This is a genomic window from Streptomyces sp. NRRL B-1140 (assembly GCF_001280065.1).
In the GTDB taxonomy this organism is placed as follows: Bacteria; Actinomycetota; Actinomycetes; order Streptomycetales; family Streptomycetaceae; genus Streptomyces.
Genome location: NZ_LGEA01000013.1, coordinates 1 through 14780, shown reverse-complemented (window position 1 = coordinate 14780; position 14780 = coordinate 1). Strand labels below are relative to the sequence as shown.

Genomic DNA, 14780 nt, shown 5'->3' with positions numbered 1-14780 from the left:
GGAGCGGACTCGTGACCGCCGAGCCCGAGCATCCCGTCGTCCATGGAGAACTCGCAGAGTTACGGCGCCGCCTCGACGTGGCGTACGCCCGCGTCGAGGGCGGACTGGCTCTGCTCAGCCACCGCACCGAGGAGACCGCCAAGGAACTCGACGAGCTCAACACCCGGATCAACTCTCTGGAACACGCGCGCTGGCCGCTGCCCGCGGTCGCCGCCCTCACCGCCGTGGGTGCCCTCGTCGTGACGATCTGGCAGGCGCTGGGGCGCTAGCCGTGACAGGCGGGATCAGGGCAACGTGTCCTGGCCGAGCCTGAGATGGTGCAGCAGGAGTAACGCGGCGGCCATGTTGGCGGCCGGGACCTCGCCACGGGCGACCAGGTCCGGGACGAGCTTGAGGGGCACCCATTCCCGGCGGTCCGACTCGAAGTCGTCCACGGGATGTCCGACGTACTCGCCCTCGTCGGCCCAGTACACGTGGTGCCGGGCGTCGGTGAGCCCGTTGGACGGCTCCACGCTCATGAGGTGGCGCAGGGGTCCCGGCCGCCAGCCGGTCTCCTCCTCCAGTTCCCTGGCGGCCGCACGGGCGATGTCCTCACCGTCCTCGACCACCCCCGCCGCGAGTTCCCACCCCCAGCTGTCGGTGATGAAGCGGTGCCGCCAGAGCAGCAGCACCTCGTTGGCCTCGTTCACGACCGTGGCCACCGCGACCGGCCGCAGCCGTATGAGGAAGTGGTCCAGATGCCTGCCGTCGGGCAGTTCGACATCCGCGAGATTGACGCTGAACCAGCGGTTTGAGTACACATTCTGCTCGTTGTGTTTCGTCCACTGCACGGTTCTGCCACCTTCCGTCGAGTAAGTGGCAATATCGCAGCAGGGACGGATGGGCAGCAGGCGCACGGGAAGCACCTCGGAGCGATACGGGCACCCTGGCCCGGATCTACAACGGTACGCGCAGTGCCCCGTCGATGAGTTCGGCGGCCTCGGCCGTGCCCGCGCAGCCACTGCGCACCAAGTGCTCCCGCACCGCGCGCAACCGGTCGCGCAGCCGCTGGGACTCCATGCCCCGGGCCTGCTCGGCCATCTGCACGGCGATGGCCACCGCCTTGTCGGCGTTGCCCTGCCGCAGCTCGATGGTGCTGAGCATGGCCAGCCGGTGCACCCGGCCGCGGTCGTGCGCCGGGTTGTCCACGGCGGCCGCGGCATGCTCCCCTGCGGCCGCGATCTCACCCAGGCTCAGCAGCGCCTCCGCCACCTGGACGTTCACGAGACCGGGCTGGACATAGCCCGTCTCGTCCGGCTCGTAGCCGCGCCGGATGCGCTCGGCCGCCTGCTCGGCCCGCCGGATACGGGACAGGGCGCTCGTGCCGTCGCCGAGATGCGCGTACGCCTTGGCCTGCATCGCGTACAGGTCGGAGGCGAGCGCCGGCGTGATGTGCTTGCCGGCGGCCCGCAGCGCGGCCTCCGCGAAGGCGACGGCCTGCCGGTACTCCCGCATGAACAGCGACTGGTTGACCAGCAGGGCGATGACGTACGCCCCCAGTCCCCGGTCGCCACTGGCCTTCGCCAGCCGCAGCGCCTGGTGGAAGTAGCGCTGGGCCAGCCCGTGCGCGTCGGAGTCGTAGGCGCAGATTCCGGCGACCGCCACCAGCCCGCCGGTGGCCCGGTGCAGTTGGCGGCCGGTCTCGTCGGTGTAACTGCCGCGCAGCAGCGGGGCGGCCTCGGCGTTGAGGAAACCGACGATCCGGGCCCGTGTGGCGATGCCGCCGGCCTTGCGGTACATCTGCTCGTAGTGCGTTCGGGCCGCCCGCAGCATCTCCAGGTCGCCCGCGGTGACCCGGTGTCTGCCGCCCCGCGAGACGTCCACGTCCTCGGGCGGGTTCTCCCACTCCCACACCGGCATCACCGCGGGCGTGCCGGTGAGGGCGGGCGCGCCGAGGATGTGCGGGCGCTGCTGCTGGTCGGAGCGCCACAGGGCGGTGGCCCGTTCGACGAACCCGGACAGCGTGCCGGTGTGCGGGGCGGACGGCTCGCCGGGCACGCCGAGGCCGATGTCGTCGAGGGTGACGTGCCGTTGCAGCCGGGCGGCGAGCACTTCGCAGATCAGGTCGGGCACTTGGCCCCGGGGGCGCTGTCCCTTCAACCACCGGGCGACGGCGGTGTGTTCGTATCGCAGGGACAGGCCACGGGCCCGTCCCGCCTGGTTGACGTGTGCGGCCAGCCCCGCGTGCGAGATCCCGGCCTCGTCCAGGATCGCGTCGAGCAGAGTGTTGGGCTGCATGTGGGCCCCCCGGTGGCTCGGTGCGGACAGAGTAGTGGTTCGGCCTTCACACGGGGTGTGAACGGAGTGCTCGAATCCGCAGGGTGTGCGCGCTGTCGCTCTGTGTCGCGGGCCGGTTGACTGAACTGCCTCGAAAGAGGCCGGCCGGGCCGCCGGCTCCCCCTCGTACAGTGCGGCGGCCCGCTCCCGCCGTCCGCCCGGCTGCCTGCCCGACACTCCGTGGCGGGGCGGACGGCTCCGCCGGCTGGACCGGGCGAGTCATCGCCGTTGTGTCAACGGTGTGCCGTCGACTGCGGGCGCGTCGTGGTTGTTCGCGCAGTTCCCCGCGCCCCTGAGGGACATGTGCCGGCCGTTGGTGAGGATGAGCAGGGCGATGTCGTCCGCCGGTTCGCCCCGTGTGTGGTGCCGGAGGGCGGTGCAGACCCTGCCGAGGACCGTATGGGACGAGTCCGGCTCGTCCCGTACCGCGTCTTCCAGAACAGTCGCCAGGGGGAAGAACCGGCCATGCGCGTCCCGTGCGTCCTGGGCTCCGTCCGTGTAGAGGAACAGGGCGTCGTCGGGTTCCAGACAGCCAAGGTTCAGCGTCGGCAGAGCAGGCGGGAGGGGGAACAGGCCCAGCGGTGGGTGCGGATCATCGGGGGCCAGTTGCTCCACCCGGCCACGGCTCAGCCGGTACGGCCAGGGATGGCCGCAGTTCAGAGCGAGCATCTCCCCGTCGGGCCGGATCTCCACGAGCAGCAGCGTCACGAATTCCTCGGCCGCGCTCGCGGGATGCTCCTGACGCAGATGGCGGTCCAGGGCCCGTTCCAGCCGGCGCAGCACCCCGCCGAGGTCGTGCTCGTCGTGCGCCGCCTCGCGAAAACAGCCGAGCACGGCGGCGACGGTGCCGAAGGCGCCGATTCCGTGTCCGCGTACGTCGCCCATCACGACCCGGACCCCCTGCTCGGTGGCCACGACCTCGTACAGGTCGCCCCCGACCGTGGCGCCACGCTCCGCCGACACCTGGACGGCCGCCACGTCCAGCCCGTCGACCCGCGAGGGCAACGGCCGCAGCAGCGCGCGCTGCGCGGCACCCGCGACCCGGCGCAGCTGCCGCAGCTCACGCAGCAGCGCGTGCCGCACGTGAAGGATCAGTCCCGCCCCGACCGCGAAGAACACCGCGCTGGAGACGATCCGCGCCTGGAGATCGGTCTCCTGGGCGAGCGGACAGGCCAGCTTGTACCCGACGGCCGCCGCGCCCCACATCGTGGGCAGACCGAGGCTGCGTACCCGACCCCTGATGCGGATCATGCCGATGGCCCCCCAATAGGCCCTGACACACAGAATCGGACCGGCCCGCGAAGGCCGGTCCGATTCTGTCGGCAGCACGCCGACCGTGGGGAGATCGCCCACCTTTACCACTCAATCGAGTGAGGTGACCCGACCCTGTCCTGGGGCGCGGGGAACCGCGCGAGCGACCACGACGAGTCCGCAGCCGCCCACACACCGCGGCTCCCCGCCCCGTGAGGGCTCAGCTCCGCAGCTCCGCACCCACGCGCTCGCCCGCGAGGGCCACCGCCGCGTCCCGGGCCGCGGATGCCTCGTCGACGGTCAGCGTCCGGTCGGTGGCGCGGAACCGCAGCGCGTACGCCAGCGACTTGCGCCCCTCCCCCAGCTGCTCGGCGTTCTCGTACACGTCGAACAGCCGGATGGATTCCAGCAGCTCTCCGGCACCGTCGCGCAGCGCCGCCTCGACGTCCGCGGCCGGCACGAACGCGTCGACGACCAGGGCGACGTCCTGCGTGGCGACGGGGAACGTGGAGATCCGGGGCGCCGCGGCCGTGGCGTCACCGGCGGTCTCCACCGCGTCCAGGTCGAGCTCCATCGCGCAGGTGCGCGCGGGCAGCCCGAGGGCCTTCACGACCCGGGGATGCAACTCGCCCGCGTGGCCCACGATCCGCTCGGTGCCGTCCACGGTGACCGCCAGCTCGGCGCACCGCCCCGGGTGCCACGGGCCGTACTGGCCCTTGCGGATGACGAGCCCGGCTCCGGCCTCCCGCGCGACGGACCGGGCGGCCTCGACCGCGTCGGCCCAGTCGGCCGGACGGCCCCTGCCCCACCAGCCGGCCTGCTCGCGCGCACCGGCGAGGACCACGGCCACGTGCCGCGGCTGCTCGGGCAGCGCGGCGTTCAGCTCGGCGAGCTCCTCGTCGGTCGGGCGGCGGTCGACGGGCAGCACGGCCGCGATCCGCTGCTCCTCGCGCGGGCGGAAGACCAGACCGGTCTCGAACAGCGCGAGGTCGTGCGAGCCGCGGCCGTCGTTGCGGCGCAGGGCGGCGAGCAGACCCGGCAGCAGCGAGGTGCGCAGCGCGGGCTCCTCGTCGCTCAGCGGGTTGCTGAGCTTCACGACGCGGCGGGCCGGGTCGTCCTTCTCCAGGCCGAGCTGGTCGAAGACCTGCTCGCCGATGAACGGGTAGTTCAGCGCCTCGACGTATCCGGCACCGGCCAGGGCCCGGCCGACGCGGCGGTGCAGCCGCTGCCGGTCCGTCAGGCCGAGACCCGCCGGCGGCTTGGGCAGCGTGGAAGGCAGGTTCTCGTAGCCCTCCAGCCGGATGACCTCTTCGGCGAGGTCGTTCGGGTCGGTGAGGTCGGGCCGCCAGGACGGGACGGTGACGATCAGCTCGTCCTGCCCGTACACGTCGCAGCCGACCTCCTGGAGGCGGCGCACGACGGTCTCGCGGCCGTAGGCGACGCCCGCGACCTTGTCCGGGTGGTCGGCCGGGATGGTGATGGTGCGCGGCGCGGACGGGGCGATGACCTCGGTGACGCCGGCCTCGGCGGTGCCGCCCGCGAGCAGGACCAGCAGGTCGACGGTGCGCTGCGCGGCGGCAGCGGCGGCCTGCGGGTCGACGCCGCGCTCGAAGCGCCGGGACGCCTCGGAGGACAGCTTGTGGCGGCGGGCCGTACGCGCGATCGACACCGGGTCGAAGTGCGCGGCCTCGATGACGACGTCCGCCGTGGCGTTCTCGACGTCGTCGTGGTCGGCGATCTCCGTGTTGGCGCCGCCCATGACACCGGCGAGCCCGATCGGGCCGCGGTCGTCGGTGATCACCAGGTCCTCGGCGTCCAGCGTGCGCTCGACACCGTCGAGGGTGGTGAGCTTCTCGCCCGCCTCGGCCCTGCGTACGCCGATCGTGCCCTGAACCAAGGAGCGGTCGTAGGCGTGCAGGGGCTGGCCGAGCTCCATCATCACGTAGTTGGTGACGTCGACGGCGAGCGAGATCGGGCGCATGCCGGCCTTCTGCAGCCGGCGCTGGAGCCAGATCGGGGAGCGGGCCTCGGCGCTCAGGCCGGTCACCGTGCGGGCGGTGAAGCGGTCGCAGCCGGTGGGGTCGGAGATCTGCACCGAGTAGCCGTAGGCGTTCGGCGCGGGCACGTCGATCAGGGCCGGGTCGCGCAGCGGCAGGCCGTAAGCGATGGCGGTCTCACGGGCCACGCCGCGCAGCGACAGGCAGTAGCCGCGGTCGGGCGTGACCGCGATGTCGAGGACCTCGTCGACCAGTTCCAGCAGCTCGACGGCATCCTTGCCGATCTCGGTCTCCGGCGGCAGGACGATGATGCCCTTGGTGCCGTCGTCGCCCATGTTCAGCTCGTCGCTGGAGCAGATCATGCCGCGCGACATCCGGCCGTAGGTCTTGCGCTCGGCGATCTGGAAGTCGCCGGGCAGGACGGCGCCGGGCAGGGCCACGACGACCTTGTCGCCCACGGCGAAGTTGCGGGCGCCGCAGATGATCTCCTGCGGCTCACCCGTGCCGTTGGCCTGGCCGACGTCGACGGTGCAGAAGCGGATCGGCTTCTTGAAGTCCGTCAGCTCCTCGATCGTCGCCACCTGGCCGACGACCAGCGGACCCTTGAGGTCGGCGCCGAGCTGCTCGACGGTCTCGACCTCCAGCCCGGCCGAAATGAGCTTGGCCTGCACGTCACGACCGGTCTCCGTCTCCGGCAGGTCGACGTACTCCCGCAGCCAAGAAAGCGGGACCCGCATCAGATCTCCATCCCGAACGGCCGGGTGAACCGGACGTCACCCTCGACCATGTCTCGCATGTCTTCGACGTTGTGGCGGAACATCAGCATCCGCTCGATGCCGAACCCGAAGGCGAACCCGCTGTACTTCTCGGGGTCGACGCCGCAGGCGGTGAGCACCCGCGGGTTGACCATGCCGCAGCCGCCGAGCTCGATCCAGCCCTCGGAGGAGCAGGTGCGGCAGGGGCGGTCGGGGTTGCCGATGGACTCGCCCTTGCAGACGTAGCAAAGCATGTCCATCTCGGCGCTCGGCTCGGTGAACGGGAAGAAGTTCGGCCGCAGCCGCGTCTTCATGTCCGCGCCGAACAGGGCCTGGACCATGTGGTCCAGGGTTCCCTTGAGGTCGGCCATCGTCAGGCCCTCGTCGATCGCCAGCAGCTCGATCTGGTGGAAGACGGGCGTGTGCGTGGCGTCCAGCTCGTCGGTGCGGAACACCCGGCCGGGGCAGACGATGTAGACCGGCAGCTCACGGTCGAGCAGCGCGCGGGCCTGCACCGGGGAGGTGTGGGTGCGCAGCACGACACCGGAGCCGGACTCGTCGGTGCCCTTGGGGCCCTGCACGAAGAACGTGTCCTGCATCTGGCGGGCCGGGTGGTCGGGCAGGAAGTTCAGGGCGTCGAAGTTGAACCACTCCGCCTCGGCCTCCGGCCCCTCGGCGACCTCGTAGCCCATGGCCACGAAGACGTCCGCGACCCGCTCCATCATGGTGGTGAGCGGGTGCCGGGCGCCGGCCGGAACGCGGTCGTAGGGCAGCGTGACGTCCACCGCCTCCTCGACGAGCACGCGCGCGTCCCGCTCGGCCTCGAGCTCCACCTGGCGGGCGGCGAGGGCCTTGTTCACGGCACCGCGGGCCTGGCCGACGCGTTTGCCGGCCTCGGCCTTGGCGTGCGGGGGCAGGGCGCCGATCTCGCGGTTGGCGAGGGCCAGCGGGGAGGTGGGGCCGGTCTGGGCGACCTTGGCCTCGTGGAGCGCGTCGAGGGAGTCCGCGGCGGCGAAGGCGGCGAGCGCCTCGTCCCGCATGCGCTCGATCTCTTCCGGTTTCAACGTCTCGACCTCGACCGGGTCGTACGACTTATTCGGTGCCGACATCTCTTCCCGTGCTTCCGATTGGCTGGCTGAAGGTCCCCGTCACCGACTCGGACGGCTGTCTGAAGGGACACAAAGGTGCCAATGGCCGAGTCTAACGGGGTGGAGGGTCCCTCTCGGACGCCCGGTCCGGGAGGGAGCCTCAGGTATGCGAAAGCGCCCGCGGGGCTCAGGCGAGATAGGCCGGAGCGCTCACGGGCAACGTAAATCGGAACTCGGCGCCGGCGCCGGGGGCGCGGCCGACCGTGATGGTGCCGCCGTGGGCTTCGACGATGCCCTTGACGATGTAGAGCCCGAGGCCCGTCCCGCCGCGCTTGCTGCCCCGCCAGAAGCGGGTGAAGACGCGGTTCATGGACTCCTCCGGGATGCCGGGCCCCTCGTCGCTCACCGTGACCGACGTAGCTGCGTTCTCGGCGTACTCGCCCTCGCGGGGGGACGCCGTGGCCGTGACGTCGATCGTGACAGTTCCCTCGCCGTGCCGCACGGCATTTTCGAGCAGGTTGCTGAGCACCTGGTCGATCTTGTCGGGGTCGGCCCACAGGTCGGGCAGCGGCTGCTGGACGCGCAGCAGGAACCGGTCGGCGGGCTGTCCGGCGGCGACGTAGGCCTGGATGTGCCGTCCGACGGCGGCGCCGATGTCGACGGGCTGGCGGCGCACCTCCAGGCGGCCGGAGTCGATCCGGGAGATGTCGAGCAGCTCGGCGATGAGCCGGGTGACCCGGTCCGCGTCGGCGTCGACGGTCTCCAGCATCAGGCGCTTCTGGTCGTCGGTGAAACGTTCCCACTTGGCGAGCAGCGTGGCGGTGAAGCCCTTGACCGAGGTGAGCGGGGAGCGCAGCTCGTGGGCGACGGTGGCGATCAGCTCGGCGTGGCTGCGCTCGGTGCGACGCCGGGCCTCGGTGTCGCGCAGGGTGACGACCAGGCGCCGGACGGGTCCGGTGGGCCGGCTGCGGACGTAGCGCGCGGAGACCAGCACCTCGCGGCCACCGGGCAGGAGCAGGTTGCGCTCGGGCTGTCCGACGCGGATGGCGAGGCCGCCATAGGGGTCGGTCAGCTGCCACCAGCGCCGGCCCTCGAGGTCCTCTAACGGCAGGGCCCTTTCCAGGCGCTGCCCGAGGGCGTCCCGGGCGCGGACGGCGGTGATGCGTTCGGCGGCGGCGTTGAAGCAGATGACGCTGCCCTGCTCGTCGGCGACCACGAGCCCGTCGGGCAGCTGGTCGGGGTCGATGCCGAGGCCGGCGTGGTCACCGGGTGGCCGGGACCCGGCGGGCGGGCTCCCGGCGTCCTGGGCTCCCGGTGCGCTGCTCGTGCCGACGGTCATCCCCGTACCCCACCTCCAAGGCTCGCAGAGGGGTCCCTGAGCTGGTCACCCTACTAGTTCCCGGTGACGGAGCGGCACCCTCCGGAGGCGCGCTGTGCACGCGCCGACGCATAGAGACATACGGCGGCGGCGGTGGCCAGGTTCAGGCTCTCGGCCTTCCCGTGGATCGGAACGCGCACGACGGCGTCCGTGAGGGCGCGGGTGTCCTCCGGCAGGCCCCAGGCCTCGTTGCCGAAGACCCAGGCGGTGGGCCCGCCCATGGTGCCCTTGTCGAGCTCGTCGTCGAGATCACGGTCGCCCGCCCCGTCGGCGGCCAGGACCCGGACGCCGGCGTCCCGCAGCGCTTCGACGGCGTGCTCCACGGGCACACCGACGGCGACCGGCAGGTGGAACAGGGAGCCGACGGAGGCGCGGACGGCCTTGGGGTTGTACACGTCCACGGAGGCGTCGGTCAGGACGACGGCCTCGGCCCCGGCGGCGTCGGCGCAGCGCAGCACGGTCCCGGCGTTGCCGGGGTCCCGGACGTTGGCGAGGAGGGCGACGAGCCGGGGGCGGGCCGCGAGGACCTGCTCGAAGGGCGTGTCCAGGAACCGGCAGACGCCGACGAGCCCCTGCGGGGTGACGGTGGTGGAGATGTCGGCGATGACCTGCTCGGCGGCGAGGTGCACCCGTGCTCCGGCGTCCCGGGCCGCTCCCACGATGTCGGCGTAACGCTCGGCGGCCTCGAGCGTGGCGAACAGCTCCACGAGCGTGGCCGCGTCCCCGGCCCGGTGCCCGGCGGCTTCCCGCACGGCCTGCGGCCCCTCCGCGAGGAACAGCCGGTCCTTCCCCCGGAAGTTCCGCTTGGCCAGCCGCCGCGCGGCCAGGACACGGGGGGAGCGGGGGGAGATGAGCTCGGGGGTGGCGGGAGTCATCCGGTTCGCTTTCTCGGTAGCTGCACAGCAGGACCCGCAGACCATCCGGCCTGCGGGTCCTTCAGTCACATCGGCTGGGAGCCGGCGTCACGCAGCCTTGGGCGCGTTCACGTCGCTCGGCAGCGCCTTCTGGGCGACCTCGACGAGGGCGGCGAACGCACCGGCGTCGTTGACGGCCAGCTCGGCCAGGATCTTGCGGTCCACCTCGACGTTGGCGGCCTTCAGACCCTGGATGAAGCGGTTGTAGGTCATGCCGTTGGCGCGGGCAGCGGCGTTGATGCGCTGGATCCACAGCTGACGGAAGTCGCCCTTGCGCTTCTTGCGGTCGTTGTAGTTGTAGACCAGCGAGTGGGTGACCTGCTCCTTGGCCTTGCGGTACAGGCGCGAGCGCTGACCGCGGTAGCCGGAGGCCTGCTCGAGGATCGCCCGGCGCTTCTTGTGGGCGTTGACTGCCCGCTTGACGCGTGCCACTTGTTAACTCCTTGTAGCGGGGTCGTGGGGGTGCTCACACGACCCGAAATCGATTGGGTCCCGGTCTGGCGTACGTCCGGCGCTCACGCGCCCGGACGTCACTTGCCGAGAAGCTTCTTGATCTTCGCGGCGTCGCCCGGGGCCATCTCGGCGTTGCCGGTGAGGCGACGCGTCACACGGGACGACTTGTGCTCGAGCAGGTGGCGCTTGCCGGCGCGCTCGCGCAGCACCTTGCCGGAGCCGGTGATCTTGAAGCGCTTGCTGGCACCGCTGTGCGACTTGTTCTTCGGCATAGCGCCGTTCTCTCCTCGTCGGTGGCGCTCCGGTGCCCGGTCGCGAAACCGGGCACGGTGGAGCGTCGTCTTGTATCGGTTGCTTCCTGGGACTGGCGTCCCGGGAGTCACGCCTCGGCGGGCTCCTCGGCGGGCGCCTCGGTCTCCGCGGCGTTCTGCGACTTGCCGGGGTTGGCCTTCGCTTCCGCCTTGCGGGCTTCCTGCGCCTGGCGAGCCTCGGCCATCGCCTCGGTCTTCTTCTTGTGCGGACCGAGAACCATGATCATGTTCCGGCCGTCCTGCTTCGGGTTCGACTCGACGAAACCGAGGTCCTGGACGTCCTCCGCGAGACGCTGCAGCAGTCGGTAGCCCAGCTCGGGACGGGACTGCTCGCGACCACGGAACATGATCGTGATCTTGACCTTGTCGCCCTGCTTGAGGAACCGGACGACGTGACCCTTCTTGGTGTCATAGTCGTGCGGGTCGATCTTCGGCCGGAGCTTCATCTCCTTGATGACCGTGTGCGCCTGGTTCTTGCGCGCCTCACGGGCCTTCATGGCCGACTCGTACTTGAACTTCCCGTAGTCCATGAGCTTGCACACGGGCGGACGGGCGTTCGCCGCGACCTCGACCAGGTCCAGGTCGTACTCCTGCGCAAGCTCCAGTGCCTTGGCCAGGGGGACGATGCCCACCTGCTCGCCACTGGGACCGACAAGTCGCACCTCGGGAACGCGAATCCGGTCGTTGATGCGGGGCTCGGCGCTGATGGATCCTCCTCGGTAGCACCACGCGACGGTCTGGCGGACGGCCGCGTAACGTCTTGTATCGACAGACCTAACCGCGCCGAAGCAAGAAAAATGCCCCGGACGATCCCAGGCGGGGCTCCTCGAACTACCGGAGCACCGCCGCGGGGAGCCGCGGGGCGCGCTTTCGGGCGGATCGCCGCCACTGGGACGGAACCGCCTGACCGGTGACCCGCCGCCCGGAGGGCGATCGGGTGGGAGTTCGGAAGCCTCCACTTGTGGGTCGGTCTCGCGGGCTGTGAGGCACACGTGTCCGACCGGTCGTTACACGAGATTACCAGCAGGGGCCAGGAACGGCCAATCGGTGCGTACCGGGGTCACGTGGGGACCCGCCGCTTCCTGCGCCTATCGTGTGGGGCATGAGTGAGACCCCTCCTGAGTCCCCCGACTTCGACGCCATGGCCCGTGACATCGCCGAGGTCCCCGCGGTCGAGGTGATCGTGACGGTCGCCGTCAACCTGATGAGCGCCGCCGCCGTGAAGCTCGGTCTGACCGAGGAGGGCGAGAAGCACAAGGACCTGGACGAGGCCCGCAAGCTGGTGCACGCCCTGGCCGGTCTGCTGGACGCGACGGCCACCGAGATCAGCTCCTTCCACGCGGCCCCCCTGCGCGACGGCCTGAAGTCGCTGCAGCTGGCCTTCCGCGAGGCCTCGCTGGTCCCGGACGAGCCGGGTCAGGGGCCCGGCGAGAAGTACACCGGCCCGGTCTACGGCTAGCCGGGAGCTCAGCGTACGAAGAGGGGCTCGCCGGGTGGCGCCGCCTCGGCCGGCAGCAGTGCCAGGTCGAGACCGCGCACCAGGCGGGCCCTCAGTGTCTCGTCGTCCGCGAGCCGCCGGGCGACCGCCCGGGCGGCTTCGGCGGGGACCGCGGACGGGTCGAGGACCAGGGCGAGCGTGCCGTCGGCCTGCCCGGGGCCGAGGTGGGCGCGCACGACGGCGGGCTCGGCGGCGACGGCCTCCCGTACGGCCCCGACGACGGCCGGGTCCGCGAGCGGGTCGGTGCTCGCACGGCCCTCGGCGAGGGCGAGCAGGGCGGGGCCGGTCAGCTCGAAGGACACCGGTCCGGCCAGGTCGAGCACGACCGTGTCCGCCTTCTCGTGCGCGGCGGCCTGCAGGGCCTGGTGCAGCGGTACGGCCACGGGGCGGGCCTGCGGGTCCCAGCGGGCGAGGGAGTCCGTGGAGGTGAAGGCCGGCAGGGCGGTGCGGTCGCCGGCCTTGAGGGTGGGGACGGCCATGTCGCTGGTCTTCTCGCGGCGCAGCCCGTTCTCGTCCTCCTCGACCTCGCCGAGCACCGCCACGACGGGCACGAGCAGCCGGGCGCCCTTCAGGGCGGCGAGGACCGGACCCACCGCGCTGCGGTCCTCGGCCCAGGCGGCGAGTGCCGCGCTCAGCCGGGGGTCGGCGGAGCCGTCGTCGTCGGAGAAGCCGGAGTCCGGGATGTTCTTGTTCGCCACGCGTCGACCCTATCCGCCGGGCGGTGCGCTCCCGGCAGCGGCTCAGAAGTCCTCGCCGCTCCTGCGGCTGCCGCGCCACAGCACGACCGCCGCGACCAGCAGGACGCCGCCGGTGCCGCCCGCGAGGGGTGCGGCCCAGGCGGCGGTGCCGTCGCCGGAGGCGTCGTCGTCCGGTCCGCTGCCGAAGTACTTCGCCCCGTGGGAAGCGGACTGCAGGTCCTCGGGCTTGAGCCGGCCGGCCGCCCTGATGGCGGCCGCCGGGTCGACGAAGCCGTAACCCCGGGAGTCGTCCCGGCCGCCGGTGGGGGCGTTGCGGGCGGTGTCCTCCAGGAGCGACTTGATCTGGGCCGGGGCGAGGCCGGGGTGGGCCGCCTTGACCAGGGCGGCGGCGCCGGAGACGAAGGCGGCGGCGGCGCTGGTGCCCCAGCCCTCGTAGTACTTGTGGTCGGGGTCGGCGATGACGACGTCGACGCCCGGGGCGCTGACCGTGGCGTACCAGCGCCGGGTGGAGAACGAGGCGCGGGTTCCGGCGCGGTCGACGGCGGTGGCGGCGATGACGCCCGGGTAGGCGGCCGGGTAGGAGATGTGGTCGCCCTTCTCGCCGCCGTTGCCCGCGGAGGCGACGACGACCACGCCTTTGCCCAGGGCGTACTGGATGGCCTGGTCCTCGGCGGGTTCGGGGTGCGCGGAGGCGGAGTCGTCGCCGAGGGAGAGGTTGATGACGTCGGCGCCGTGGTCGGCGGCCCAGCGGATGCCCTCGGCGAGGGCGTTGCCGCGGGTGCTGCGGGCCTTGGCCCGGTCGGGGTCGCCGTCCTCCAGGATCACGCGGACGGGGAGGATCTTCGCCTCGGGGGCGATGCCGATGACGCCGTCGGCGCCGCCCGGGCCGTGCCCGTGGCCGGCGATGATCCCGGCCATGGCGGTGCCGTGCCGGGCCCAGGCGCGGTCGCCGGGCTCGGCGCCGAAGCGGACCAGGTCCTTGCCGGGCAGGACGTTGCCGGCCAGGTCGGGGTGGTCGGCCTCGACGCCGGTGTCCAGGACGGCGACGGTGACGCCCCGGCCCTTCGTGGTCTGCCAGGCCTCTTCGGTGTGCATGGCCGCGAGGGCCCACTGCTGGGCGCGGATGCCGTCGGCGTGGGCGGTGGCGGCGGGCAGGAGGACGAGACCGGCGGTGAGCAGGGCGCCGAGGGCCGCGGCCCCGGCCCTGCGGGACGGGTTGCGCGGGGCTCGCCCCGCCGGGGTGTGCGCGGCGGTCACGACGGCTGCTCCGAGGCCGAGCGGACGTCTCGGCGAAGGTCCCGTTCGACGCGGTCGGCGAGGCCCTGTGCCTCGTTGCCGAGGCCGGCCTGGGCGGCGGGGGTGGTGGCGTCGGCCTCCATGGCGTCCGCTGCGGGCTGCGGGTCGTCGACGGTGCGGCCGTCGGCCCAGCCGGAGACGGCGTAGACCACGACGGGCGCCTCGGTGAGCACGGAGACGGTCCAGGAGGCGCGCTGCCGGACGCCGAAGCCGGCGGCGGGCGTGCCCTGTGCGGCGTACGGCACGGGCATCAGGTCGGTGCGGCGGTCCAGGCGTTCCTTGCGGAAACGGTTCGCGAGGGCGGTCATGCCGGGGGCGTCGGCCGTGGTGAAGAGCAGGCCGACGGTGGTCACGTAGCTCTCGGTGGCGTCCGTGTAGGTGGCGCGCAGGAGGCGCTCGCAGCCGACGGGGGCGAGGGCCTTGCGCAGCAGCGGGTCGAAGGCGTCCTTGCAGCCACTGTCCGGGGCGACGGCGATCCGGGTCCAGGTGCGGTCCGCTCCGCCGGGGCCGGCGCCCCGGCCCTGCACGGTCGGCGGGAACAGCTGGTCGACCGGGACGCTGTGCCAGAGGTTCCGGGCCGTGGCGTAGGTGCCGGGCGAGGCCTCGTCGCCTGAGCCCCCGACGAGCCAGCTGCCGGTGGCCGCTCCCGAGATGAGCCCCAGTCCGAGGACGAGGCAGACGGCGGCCGCGGCGGCCCGGGGCGCCGCGCGCCGTCCGATGGGGCGGGGCCGTGCGTCGCCGTCGTAGCCCTCGGGCTCGGCGAAGGACACCACGGGGCGTGTGGCGCTCCAGGAGAGCGCGGGGTCGGGCGAGACGGGGGTGGGG

15 protein-coding genes are annotated in these 14780 nt (G+C 72.4%); 2 read left to right on the top strand and 13 right to left on the bottom strand.

The window, feature by feature from the left end:
* The first annotated feature begins 11 nt into the window (after positions 1-11).
* On the top strand, positions 12-269 hold the full coding sequence (locus tag ADK65_RS03035) for a hypothetical protein (RefSeq protein ID WP_053668213.1): 258 nt from the start codon (positions 12-14) through the stop codon (positions 267-269).
* 15 nt (positions 270-284) lie between these two features.
* On the opposite strand, the gene ADK65_RS03030 is transcribed toward ADK65_RS03035, so the two are convergent.
* The 10 genes from ADK65_RS03030 to infC all read right to left on the bottom strand — a co-directional run bounded on the left by ADK65_RS03030 (position 285) and on the right by infC (position 11170).
* Complete coding sequence (locus ADK65_RS03030) at positions 285-830, bottom strand: NUDIX hydrolase (protein ID WP_053668212.1); 546 nt, start codon at positions 828-830, stop codon at positions 285-287.
* 106 nt (positions 831-936) lie between these two features.
* The gene (locus ADK65_RS03025; RefSeq protein WP_053668211.1) at positions 937-2277 is read right to left on the bottom strand and encodes a hypothetical protein; all 1341 of its coding nucleotides are present in this window, start codon (positions 2275-2277) and stop codon (positions 937-939) included.
* A gap of 258 nt (positions 2278-2535) precedes the next feature.
* Positions 2536-3567 carry a PP2C family protein-serine/threonine phosphatase gene (locus ADK65_RS03020; protein ID WP_078955783.1) on the bottom strand — a complete coding sequence of 344 codons (1032 nt, stop codon included), beginning with the start codon at positions 3565-3567 and terminating at the stop codon, positions 2536-2538.
* 220 nt (positions 3568-3787) lie between these two features.
* On the bottom strand, positions 3788-6301 hold the full coding sequence (gene pheT, locus ADK65_RS03015) for a phenylalanine--tRNA ligase subunit beta (RefSeq protein ID WP_053668210.1): 2514 nt from the start codon (positions 6299-6301) through the stop codon (positions 3788-3790).
* Positions 6301-7428: a phenylalanine--tRNA ligase subunit alpha gene (gene pheS, locus ADK65_RS03010; RefSeq protein ID WP_053668209.1), complete on the bottom strand. Its 1128-nt coding sequence runs from the start codon at positions 7426-7428 to the stop codon at positions 6301-6303. The genes pheT and pheS overlap by 1 nt, the downstream gene beginning before the upstream one ends.
* Before the next feature lie 166 nt (positions 7429-7594).
* A complete protein-coding gene (locus ADK65_RS03005) occupies positions 7595-8746 on the bottom strand; it encodes a sensor histidine kinase (RefSeq protein ID WP_053668208.1) in 1152 nt (383 codons plus the stop codon).
* Between the two features lie 53 nt (positions 8747-8799).
* Positions 8800-9660, bottom strand: a complete 861-nt coding sequence (locus ADK65_RS03000) for a TrmH family RNA methyltransferase (RefSeq protein ID WP_053668207.1) — start codon at positions 9658-9660, stop codon at positions 8800-8802.
* Positions 9661-9747: 87 nt separating this feature from the next.
* Positions 9748-10131: a 50S ribosomal protein L20 gene (gene rplT, locus ADK65_RS02995; protein WP_003989074.1), complete on the bottom strand. Its 384-nt coding sequence runs from the start codon at positions 10129-10131 to the stop codon at positions 9748-9750.
* Between the two features lie 98 nt (positions 10132-10229).
* Positions 10230-10424 (bottom strand): 50S ribosomal protein L35, encoded by a 195-nt coding sequence (gene rpmI / locus ADK65_RS02990; protein ID WP_003977225.1) that lies wholly within the window; start codon positions 10422-10424, stop codon positions 10230-10232.
* 107 nt (positions 10425-10531) lie between these two features.
* A complete protein-coding gene (infC, locus tag ADK65_RS02985) occupies positions 10532-11170 on the bottom strand; it encodes a translation initiation factor IF-3 (RefSeq protein ID WP_078955787.1) in 639 nt (212 codons plus the stop codon).
* 395 nt (positions 11171-11565) lie between these two features.
* On the opposite strand from infC, the gene ADK65_RS02980 reads away from it, so the two are divergent.
* Complete coding sequence (locus tag ADK65_RS02980; RefSeq protein ID WP_062925865.1) at positions 11566-11922, top strand: DUF1844 domain-containing protein; 357 nt, start codon at positions 11566-11568, stop codon at positions 11920-11922.
* An 8-nt stretch (positions 11923-11930) separates the two neighbouring features.
* Here the strand turns inward: ADK65_RS02980 and ADK65_RS02975 are convergent, their stop codons facing one another.
* The 3 genes from ADK65_RS02975 to ADK65_RS02965 form a co-directional block, all read right to left on the bottom strand.
* Positions 11931-12659, bottom strand: coding sequence for an SseB family protein (locus ADK65_RS02975; protein ID WP_053668206.1), 729 nt, complete (start codon positions 12657-12659; stop codon positions 11931-11933).
* 42 nt (positions 12660-12701) lie between these two features.
* Complete coding sequence (mycP, locus tag ADK65_RS02970) at positions 12702-13916, bottom strand: type VII secretion-associated serine protease mycosin (RefSeq protein ID WP_053668205.1); 1215 nt, start codon at positions 13914-13916, stop codon at positions 12702-12704.
* A partial coding sequence (locus ADK65_RS02965) for a hypothetical protein (RefSeq protein WP_053668204.1) occupies positions 13913-14780 on the bottom strand: 868 nt, incomplete at its 5' end. The genes ADK65_RS02965 and mycP, both read right to left, overlap by 4 nt.

What these genes read in the sequence shown, in the direction of transcription:
- ADK65_RS03020 (WP_078955783.1), bottom strand. Translation starts at nt 3,567, where the DNA reads ATGATCCGCATCAGGGGTCGGGTACGCAGCCTCGGTCTGCCCACGATG.
- ADK65_RS03000 (WP_053668207.1), bottom strand. Translation starts at nt 9,660, where the DNA reads ATGACTCCCGCCACCCCCGAGCTCATCTCCCCCCGCTCCCCCCGTGTC.
- rpmI (WP_003977225.1), bottom strand. Translation starts at nt 10,424, where the DNA reads ATGCCGAAGAACAAGTCGCACAGCGGTGCCAGCAAGCGCTTCAAGATC.
- ADK65_RS03005 (WP_053668208.1), bottom strand. Translation starts at nt 8,746, where the DNA reads ATGACCGTCGGCACGAGCAGCGCACCGGGAGCCCAGGACGCCGGGAGC.
- ADK65_RS02980 (WP_062925865.1), top strand. Translation starts at nt 11,566, where the DNA reads ATGAGTGAGACCCCTCCTGAGTCCCCCGACTTCGACGCCATGGCCCGT.
- pheS (WP_053668209.1), bottom strand. Translation starts at nt 7,428, where the DNA reads ATGTCGGCACCGAATAAGTCGTACGACCCGGTCGAGGTCGAGACGTTG.
- pheT (WP_053668210.1), bottom strand. Translation starts at nt 6,301, where the DNA reads ATGCGGGTCCCGCTTTCTTGGCTGCGGGAGTACGTCGACCTGCCGGAG.
- ADK65_RS03025 (WP_053668211.1), bottom strand. Translation starts at nt 2,277, where the DNA reads ATGCAGCCCAACACTCTGCTCGACGCGATCCTGGACGAGGCCGGGATC.